We start from the raw sequence: 2608 nt of genomic DNA, 5'->3' as shown, positions 1-2608 counted from the left end.
GCCGAGCAGCAGCGCCGTGCCGGACGGCGCGTCGACCTTGTGGCGGTGGGGCATTTCCAGGATCTCGATGTCGAAATCCTCCGGGTCGAGCGCCTTCGCGGCCTGCTCGACCAGCACCGCCAGAAGGTTGACGCCAAGGCTCATATTGCCGGATTTGACGATCGTCGCGTGGCGCGCGGCGGCGGCGATCCTGGCATTGTCGTCGGCCGAGCAGCCGGTGGTGCCGATGACATGGACGATGCGCGCCTGCGCGGCATAGCCGGCGAATTCGACGCTCGCCGCCGGCGCCGTGAAATCGAGCACGCCGTCGGCCTTGGCGAAGGCCGGCAGCGGATCGTCGACGATCGGCACGTTGATGATGCCGATGCCGGCAAGCTCGCCGGCATCCTTGCCGAGATGGGGGGAGTCCGGCCGCTCGATCGCGGCGGCGACGCGCGCGCCGGGCATGGTGTGGATGGCGCGGATCAGCGTCTGACCCATGCGGCCGGCGGCGCCAACCACGACCAGGCCCATATCGCCGGCTTCGCTCATGCGCTTCTCCTGACGGTCTTCTTGGCGCGGCTGCGCGGTGCGGGAGTTTGAAGCGGCTTGGCGTCGTCGACAAGCCCCAGCCCCTTCTTGCCCTGGATGCGGTGGAAGCGGGCATAGATGCCATGCGGGTCGGCCATCAGCGTCGCATGCGTGCCTTCCTCGACCAGCCTGCCCTCTTCCAGCACGATGATATGGTCGGCATTGACCACCGTCGACAGCCGGTGCGCGATGACGATCGTCGTGCGGCCTTCCATGACATGGGTCAGCGCCTCCTGGACGCGCGCCTCGGCCTCGTTGTCGAGCGCCGAGGCCGCCTCGTCGAGCAGGAGGATCGGCGCTTGGCGCACGATGGCGCGCGCGATCGAGACGCGCTGGCGCTGGCCGCCGGAAAGCGTCGAGCCGCCTTCGCCGACCGGCGTGTCGTAGCCTTGCGGCTGCTGGCGGATGAACTCGTCGGCCGCCGCCAGTTTCGCCGCCTGCTCGATCTCGGCGTCGGTGGCCGACAGCCGGCCGAAGCGGATGTTGTCGCGGATCGTGCCCTCGAACAGATAAGGCGCCTGCGCCACATAGGCGATCGATTGGCGCAGCGAATGCTTGGTCACCTTGGCGATGTCCTGGCCATCGACCTCGATCGAGCCCTTGTCGACGTCGTAGAAACGCTGCAGCAGCGCCACCAGCGTCGACTTGCCGGCGCCCGAGGCGCCGACGATGGCCGTCACCTTGCCGGCCGCGGCGGTGAAGCTCAGGTCCCGCAGCACCGGCATGTCGGCGTTGTAGCCGAACGTCACATTGTTGAAGCGCACCTCGCCGGTGGTGACCTTCGCCTCGACCGCGTCGGGCGCGTCGCCCTGCTTCGGCTCGAGGTCGAGCAGCTCGTAGATCATGCGCGCATTGACCAGGGCGCGTTCCATGCCGACCTGCGTGCGCGCCAGGCGCCGCGCCGGGTCGTAGGCCAGGATCAGCGCGGTGATGAAGGAGAACACCGCGCCCGGCGGTTGCCCAAGCACCAGCGCCCGATAGCCGGAATAGGCAAGCACGGCGGTGACGGCGAGGCCGCCCAGGATTTCGGAAATCGGCGACAGCCGCTCCGCGACGCGGGCGATCTTGTTGTTACGCTGCTCGGCCGTGTCGGCCATGATGCCGATGCGGCGCGCCAGCTCGTCCTCCAGGGTGAAGGCCTTGACGATGGCGATACCTTGCGTCGCCTCCTGGACCGAGCCGTTCAGCCGCGAGTTGATCAGCACGGATTCGCGGTTGATCTTGCGCAGGCGGCGGGTGATGTAGACGACGGCCCAGATCAGCGGCGGCCCGATCAGCAGCGAGCTGAGCGACAGCACCGGATCCTGGTAGATCATCACGCCGACGAGGGCGACGAGCGAGACCGCGTCGCGGCTGATGGAGGTCAGCGTCAGCGACAGGAGATCGCGGATGCCGCCGACATTCTCGTTCACCTGAGCGGCCAGCCGTCCGGAACGGGTCTCGTTGAAGAAGTCGACGCCGAGCTTCATCAGATGGTCGAAGCTGCGCTTCTGGTAGCGGGCGACCAGATTGTTGCCGATTCTGGCCAGCGCCACCGCCTGGCCGTAGCCGGCGAAGCCGCGCAGCACGGAGGCGCCCATGAAACCGGCGCAGATCCAGACGATCATGTCGCTGCGCCGTTCGTAGAAGATCTGGTTGATCATCGGCGCCATGATCCACGCCGTGAAGGCGGTGGCGCCGGAAACAATCAGCAGGCAGGCGACGGCAACGACATAGGTCCAGCGATATTCCTTGCCGTTTTCGGCCAGGATGCGGCGCAGCACCGCGCTGACCTCGGTGGGCTGGACTTTCAGTTTGAGGGAAGTTTGAACGGTCAAATCAAGGGCGCTTCGTGGGTTTTCGTCGGGCAGGGCTGCCTCTCGGCACCCTCTTAGCGCCCCGGCTACGGCTTGCCTATGGCGAAACTTCGTCGCGGACCCGCTCACGGCGTGAGGTCCCGACCCAAGGCGCACAGGTTGGCGATCAGCTGAAACGCCCATGGCTTCGTCATCCACGGGCGGAGCAAGGAGCGAAGCGACGCGGCGTAGACCCGAGGATC

General features: G+C 67.1%; 2 protein-coding genes. Both read right to left on the bottom strand.

Going from position 1 to position 2608, the window contains the following annotated elements; genetic code table 11:
- Positions 1 to 531 (bottom strand): 4-hydroxy-tetrahydrodipicolinate reductase (gene dapB, locus EOA27_RS31260; RefSeq protein WP_127258078.1); only part of this gene is annotated, 531 nt, incomplete at its 3' end.
- On the bottom strand, positions 528 to 2387 hold the full coding sequence (locus tag EOA27_RS31255) for an ABC transporter ATP-binding protein (RefSeq protein WP_127258076.1): 1860 nt from the start codon (positions 2385 to 2387) through the stop codon (positions 528 to 530). The genes dapB and EOA27_RS31255, both read right to left, overlap by 4 nt.
- Positions 2388 to 2608: the final 221 nt, after the last annotated feature.

It is taken from the genome of Mesorhizobium sp. M2A.F.Ca.ET.037.01.1.1, assembly GCF_003998075.1.
GTDB lineage: Bacteria > Pseudomonadota > Alphaproteobacteria > Rhizobiales > Rhizobiaceae > Mesorhizobium.
The sequence above is the reverse complement of the archived record's forward strand: the minus strand, read 5'-3'. Positions and strand labels throughout refer to the sequence as shown.